Genomic DNA, 6,373 nt, shown 5'->3' on the forward strand with positions numbered 1-6,373 from the left:
AGCTGGAGCCCAGTCCATGCCGGTGAGAAAATGATGATTGCACATATGAAAAAAAATGAAATATACGTCAGGATGTTTTCTCTAGCGTTGCCTTATATAAGAAATATTCAGACTCTTGAGGAAAAAATAAAGGGTAAAGATAGGTCTTGTTATTTTGAAGCAGAGTTAGTGCATAACCTTGCCAGTAGTTTGTTGAGTTCTGAGTTTTCCGAGCATGACATATGGTTTTTAAATCATCAGGCTAAGTATTACTTTGATAATTGTAGTGATGATATTTCACCAAATTACTGGGAGCATCTTAAATTAATTCGGGCTCTTTTTGAACTGGTTCCTGATGTATTCAAAGCGAAATTATTATGGGTCGGACCCTGAGTGATCCCCACAAATCTATCCTGGAGAAATAGGGGTCAGACCACGATTTTGTTTTTTAAAGTTCAGCAGAGTTGCTCTTTAAAAACATGATTTATTTTTTGTAATTATTCCGATCTGTTGGGCTTTTGAAGGGCGGCTAAGCTGTAAGCTCCTATCCGGTTAGGGGTTTATATGCTAGCCATTCTAGGGTTTTACTGCCGGATATCCCATTGCATATTATTCAGCGGGGAAGCAATCGGTCTGCGTGTTTTTATTCAGATGAAGACTATAATTTTTTGCATTGATACACTAGCCGTGCTTGCTGAATTGTATGGCTGTAAAAGTTCACGCATTGTGCTTGATGACAAATCATGTTTAGGAAATAGGGGTCAGACCACGGTTTTGTTTTTTGGAGTCCAGCAGAGTTGCTCTTTAAAAACATAATTTATTTTGTGACTTTTCTGTTGTTGTCGTCCTCGGAAGAATAGTGGTCTGACCCCTGTTTTTCTTGGTTGCTCATCCGGGCGACTATCGCTGGACCAGCTATAGGGCAAACGCACAGGGCGAGCTGTCAGGCTTTATAAGCCCGCATGCGGTTATAACGAATTAGGTAGCGGCACCGCGCAACGAGCCGAAGCTTACCGGTCTATATTCAATGATCGACTTTCACCTGGGCTGATAGAACAAATTCGATCTTCTACAAACGGTAATTACGTTTTGGGCGATCAGAAGTTTGCGTCCGAGATCGCGCAGGCGTTAGGTAAAAGAGTTTCGCAGGGTGTGTCAGGGCGCCCAAAAAGTGTCAGTTAAAAGAATAGAGGAATAGTGGTCTGACCCCTATTCCCCTCAGGGTCTGTCCCCTATTTCCCTCAGCTCAAGGCGCGACGGTGGAGTAGTGCCCGTCGCGATCAGGGCGGCAGATGTTGGTTGAAACGGGCTGGGTTTCCTGGAAGGAGCCGGCGCCGCTGAGTGTTACCAGCTCGATAGAACACTTGGCGGAGTAGAAATTCTGCTTGTGGAATTCGATGCTTGCTTCGTAATCCTTTCCGGCCTCTGGGACGAACTGGATGGTAGGTGGGTAGCAGTAACCGTTTTCGGATTTATACCCGATGTCGACCAGAACTGGCTGGTGGGCGGGGATGACGAATTCGTCGTAGCCCAGCCGGTCGGTTTTCACTGCTTCGGTGTGCGCGGTGGCGGGCATGCCGATCACGCGGTTTTGGTAGTCCTCGGCCTTCATGCCAAGTAGGTCGGCGGTGCGCCAGAGGATGTAGCTTTGTTTGGGATCATGGACGCGAGTAGCAATGCTTCCCTGTAAGCGACCATTTTCTGGATGGTTATAGTAGGCCTCACAGGTTTTGCCGGGGACATAGATGGCGTACTTTTCCGGTGCAGAATAGATGCGGATGCGCGCGCTGGTAGTCGGATCGTACTTGGCCGCTTCAGCTTCGTTACGCAGGTTGGTCTTATCGTAGCTGGTGCACCCTATTAGAAGCAGTGCGCTTGCGGTGAGTGTGAGTAATTTCATCGTGTAACAACCCTCCTTGTCGTTTCTGTAATCAGCATCTATTTGATGCGAAAGACCTCGATCTTACATGTGCGAGTCTTCCGGCCCAATCTCGCAAGAAGGAAAAAGCCGCAGATTTATTTAATCTCGTTGGAGTGATTTTCTTCTCTACCACCCACATACAAAACGGGCGACGTCTAAGCCGCCCGGCTTTCACTCAAGATGGATCGGCATTGAGTCTACGACTGATGACATCCAGCAAATCACACCCATCACGCAGCGGAATAGCCAGCAATTGGGCGAAGTCTTGAAGCACCACGGCATCGCTGCTGAGCTGTTCGCGGAAGGCCAGGTTTTCCAGCAGTTGCGTGACGGCGCGAATCCGGTACGCGGCGGCGTCGTGGAGCACGTCGAGGGGCGCACTGGTGTCGATAAGCAGAGCGGGGACGGTGCAGTCGTGGCCCGTTAGGGGCATGTATTGGTTCATTTTCAGTACTCTGTTGGTGGATTAAGCCACCACGCATTCGTCGCCAAACGAATGGGTGGCAGCTGTACGCAGGTTGGCGAACCGGAACAGAGTAACCGGCAGACCCGAAGGTCTCCCGCGCACAGCCGCCATAACATGCACAGCTTTGCGGGTGCAAAAACACCTGCATGGAAGCGGGTTGCTTTTGCACTCTGTTGTCAGGTCGCCAAACCTGATCGCCATATGGGCGACGGGCCGGACTATAAGCCCCGCACCCAAACCCACGCAAGGCATCAACGCCCTGACTCAAACCCCTGCGTCCTATCCCCAACCCCCACCGACGCCAACGCTTCCCGCCGTCTGCTCACGGGTATTACGCAAATCCCCAGTCGTTTCGGGAAGCGTCCTACCGCAAAAGGAACCATTTCCCTCAAGCCCGGGTCTTTACCCCGCCCACCCGCAACCGGTCGGGCTGCATGGACTGCAGCGTTTTCAAAATACATTAAGGATTAATGTGAACCTCGCCTCCCTATTCCCTTTTCTGCCACCACCGGCTGCGGTGCGTTTGCTCGCGCCTGCGTTTCAGAAAGGCGCCTTGGGGGCATGCTCTCGGATCAAGTGATCCTTCGCTCAGCACACCTACAGCCGCCGGGCTTATTGGCGGCTTTGACTGTAGTTCATGGAGTTTGAAATGAAGCGTAAGCCGTTCCAGAAAACCCTGTTGGCCTTGATGGTCAGCGCAGGCGCCGCGCACGTTGCTGCGGTGGAATTTGACGTCAGCAGCGGCCAGAACAAGTGGAAAGGCCAGGTGTTCAACGAGCCTGTGACCTTGGTCGGTTCACGCAATGTGGTGGCCACCCAGCGTTATGTCGATGGGGCGAGTGTTGCCGAGACCGATATTCAGGGCTCGCTGATCAACCGCGCCGACTACACCATCGATGGCAGTGGCCTCAACATTCGCGGGTTCGTGGTGGATGGTGCGATTGACTCAGATCTCAGAGCCCGTGGCGGCATTATCACCGGCGATGTGGTTCAGTCCGGTGTGATCAGGCTGACCAACCAGACCTGGGCCGAAGGGTTTGAGGTAGGCGCCGCCACCGTCGGCGGCAACGTGATCAACACGGGCACCATCATCACCGTCGACGTGCCGGGATCCGGTCCCGAGAGCGACGGTGAGGGGATCTACCTCAACGGCACCACCGTAGGCGGCGATGTCGTCAACTCCGGCCTGGTGGACGTGACGTCCTATTACGGCTTCGGCCTGATCCTGGACACCCACAACAATTTGCCGGTGACCGTCGGCGGCAAGATTCTCAACTCCGGGACCATTCGCGTCACCGGTGAAGAGGCGCTGGGCATTGAGGTTGAAACCGACACCAGTGACCTGCGCATTGAAAACAGCGGGTTGGTGACGGTCAATGGCGGCCTTGCCAGAGCGGTTCGGTTCGACTCCGGTACTTACGACTATCTGCTCAACACCGGCACCCTCGAAGCCAATGGCGCCAACGCGGTCGCTGTCAGCCTGCGGGGCGCGACCTTTACCTTGAACCCACAGACGGGCGCACGCGGCATCGTCAACCGTGGCCTGATCAAGGCCGACAGCACGGCGATCCTGGTGGACGCGAAGTACCAAACATCGCCTTTCGAAATCAACCAGCAAGCCGGCGAGATCCGCAGTAACGCCGGCACCGCCATCGACGCCGCCAACCTCGCCACGCTGAACTGGACCGGCGGCAAAATCACCGGCGACCTGCTCAACTTGAGCGCGGTGAATGTCGCGGGCCAGGCTGATTTCGTCGGCCAGCGCATCATCGCGCCGGTCTCGGTCAACGCCGGTTCGTTGAACCTCTCTGCGCCGGGCACCACGATCACCGGCGACCTCAACGTCGCCAGCGGCGCGGGCATTGATATGCACTTGGCCGACAGCGTGGTGCCGACCACGCCGTACCTGACGGTCAACGGCACGGCCAGTTTTGCCCAGGCCTCAAAGCTGACCGTGAGCGCCAACCCTGGTGACTTCACCCGCACCAACAACGGCACCCAGTACACACTGCTGCAAGCCAGCAGCGTGCAAAACAACGGGCTGTCTGTTGCCAGTTCTTCATCGCTGCTCAACGTGCTCAGCTACTCGGCGGATGCCCAAACGGTCAAGGCTGTCGTCGCGGTTAAAGACAACCAGCAAGTGCAGCAGGAACTTGCCGGTGCAGGTGCCACCGCCGCAGCGGCGACGGCGGTCAATACCTTCAAGAACGAGGTGCTCGGCGGGCTGAACCAGAACGACCTCGTGTTCCAGTCCCTCGCCAACGCCGGTACTGCGCAACAGCTTGCTCAGGTGAGCGAGCAGCTCAAGCCGGACGTCAACCGTGGCGCGCTGGATGTGGCCTTGTCGGGTCAAACCGTGATCAACGGCGCGATCTTCAACCGCCTCACTGATCAGCGCGAAGGCCATCAAACCGGCGGCGTGTGGGTGCAGGGCCTGAGCAGCAACATGGACCAGGACGGCCGTGGCGGTAACAACGGCTACTCGGCCAACAGCAGCGGCATGGCGGTGGGTGTGGACGGTCGCTTGAACGACACCACCCGCTTGGGCCTGGCCTACAGCTACCTCAACTCCAACATCCATTCCGACCTGGGCAACAAGACTGACGTCGAGGGCCACGCGCTGTCGCTGTATGGCAACTGGGCGCTGCAAAACTGGTTTGTCGACGGCAGCCTCAGCTACGGCCACAACGACAACGACAGCAAACGCCATGTGGCAGGCACCACGGCCAAGGGCAGCTACGACAGTAATGTGTTGGCGGCCAGCGTGATCGGCGGCTACAGCTTCAAGCCGTCGCAGGCCGTGGTGATCGAGCCGCGCGTGGCGGCGCGTTATGCCAACGTGCGCATGGATGGCTACGACGAGAAGGGCTCTTCGGCAGCGCTGAGCACCCGCTCGCAACGCTATGAAGTGGGTGAGCTGGGCGCCGGCCTGCGGTTGGCAGGCAACCTGCCGATGGGTGCTGGCAAGCTGCAACCGGAAGCAACCCTGATGGCCTATCACGACCTGATGGGCGATCGCGTCGCGCAAACTTCCAGCTTCGTGGCAGGTGGCTCGCCATTCACCGTCACCGGCGCTTCGGTGGCGCGTGACAGTTATGAAGCCAGCGTGGGCGTGAACTACCAGGTGTCGGACTTTACCGTGGGCGCCAGCTACACCCGCCAGGCGCGCAGTGGGTTTGACGCCGATGGCGTAATGCTCAAGGCGCGGTATGCCTTTTAAGCGCTGACGGCGTTGCTCGGTCCGGGGCCTGCTGGCCCCGGACCACGATTATTCAACCTTGAGGTTCTTATGAAAGTATCCATCGCAATCCCCGTCGCGCTGGCCTTTGCCGTGCTGATGGCGGGGTGCAGCAGCCATCGGCTTGCCGAGCAAAACTTCTCGAAGCCGGTGGTTCCGTTGGCCACCAATGACCATCAGGCCAGCCTGACATTTCGCACCAAGGGCGGCGCAGGCGACAACCCCGTGACCTATTCCCTGGCGTACGCGGAGTCGAGTTATGGCTTGGCCGAGGCTGGCGAGCGGGTTTACGACGGGTATTACTTCAGCCGCGTGCCGGGCTACCTGAAAAAAATCGGCGGTGGCACTGACTCTATCGACAAAGTGATCGAGGCCAACAAACCGCTGCGCATACACGCGAACGTCAAGCAGCAGATCGCGACGCTCAACGGCATTCCGATGCATTCCATGTTTGGCTATGCCATTACGGCGCAACCGGCGACTCAGGTGTTTACGCCGCAGCCGAAGAAGCATTACCTGATTGAGACGGCCATCAGTGATGCGTTTGTGATGAGCATTTATGAAGTGACGGCAACGGGTGAGCGCAAACCGGTGGAGGTGACAGTGGCCGCGGACTGAGCCGGCGACGCACTTGCCAAGGCGAGCACTGCGACCGTGGCGAGCGGGCTTGCCCCGCGTTGGGTTGCGAAGCGACCCCCAAAAATGGGCCTGCTACGCAGTCCAACGCGGGGCAAGCCCGCTCGCCACAGGGTGCGATCGCTGCCGTGCA

General features: G+C 56.7%; 5 protein-coding genes. 3 read left to right on the forward strand and 2 right to left on the reverse strand.

Annotation, left to right across the window (positions count from 1 at the left end):
* Positions 1 to 30 precede the first annotated feature (30 nt).
* Positions 31 to 372 (forward strand): hypothetical protein, encoded by a 342-nt coding sequence (locus tag ACP7B3_RS29000; protein ID WP_426182780.1) that lies wholly within the window; start codon positions 31 to 33, stop codon positions 370 to 372.
* A gap of 853 nt (positions 373 to 1,225) precedes the next feature.
* On the opposite strand, the gene ACP7B3_RS29005 is transcribed toward ACP7B3_RS29000, so the two are convergent.
* Both ACP7B3_RS29005 and ACP7B3_RS29010 read right to left on the reverse strand, forming a co-directional pair.
* Positions 1,226 to 1,879 (reverse strand): hypothetical protein, encoded by a 654-nt coding sequence (locus ACP7B3_RS29005; protein WP_416364622.1) that lies wholly within the window; start codon positions 1,877 to 1,879, stop codon positions 1,226 to 1,228.
* 196 nt (positions 1,880 to 2,075) lie between these two features.
* On the reverse strand, positions 2,076 to 2,333 hold the full coding sequence (locus ACP7B3_RS29010) for a hypothetical protein (protein ID WP_426182783.1): 258 nt from the start codon (positions 2,331 to 2,333) through the stop codon (positions 2,076 to 2,078).
* Positions 2,334 to 3,015: 682 nt separating this feature from the next.
* Between ACP7B3_RS29010 and ACP7B3_RS29015 the strand changes: the two genes are divergently transcribed.
* Both ACP7B3_RS29015 and ACP7B3_RS29020 read left to right on the forward strand, forming a co-directional pair.
* Entirely contained in the window at positions 3,016 to 5,586 is a 2,571-nt protein-coding gene (locus tag ACP7B3_RS29015; RefSeq protein ID WP_426182786.1) for an autotransporter outer membrane beta-barrel domain-containing protein, read from the forward strand.
* Between the two features lie 69 nt (positions 5,587 to 5,655).
* Complete coding sequence (locus ACP7B3_RS29020; protein ID WP_426182789.1) at positions 5,656 to 6,222, forward strand: hypothetical protein; 567 nt, start codon at positions 5,656 to 5,658, stop codon at positions 6,220 to 6,222.
* Positions 6,223 to 6,373: the final 151 nt, after the last annotated feature.

Source organism: Pseudomonas sp. TWRC1-2 (genome assembly GCF_049896685.1).
Lineage (GTDB): Bacteria > Pseudomonadota > Gammaproteobacteria > Pseudomonadales > Pseudomonadaceae > Aquipseudomonas.

Coding starts and splice junctions, on each gene's coding strand:
- ACP7B3_RS29000 (WP_426182780.1), top strand. CDS start 31: ATGATGATTGCACATATGAAAAAAAATGAAATATACGTCAGGATGTTT.
- ACP7B3_RS29005 (WP_416364622.1), bottom strand. CDS start 1,879: ATGAAATTACTCACACTCACCGCAAGCGCACTGCTTCTAATAGGGTGC.
- ACP7B3_RS29010 (WP_426182783.1), bottom strand. CDS start 2,333: ATGCCCCTAACGGGCCACGACTGCACCGTCCCCGCTCTGCTTATCGAC.
- ACP7B3_RS29015 (WP_426182786.1), top strand. CDS start 3,016: ATGAAGCGTAAGCCGTTCCAGAAAACCCTGTTGGCCTTGATGGTCAGC.
- ACP7B3_RS29020 (WP_426182789.1), top strand. CDS start 5,656: ATGAAAGTATCCATCGCAATCCCCGTCGCGCTGGCCTTTGCCGTGCTG.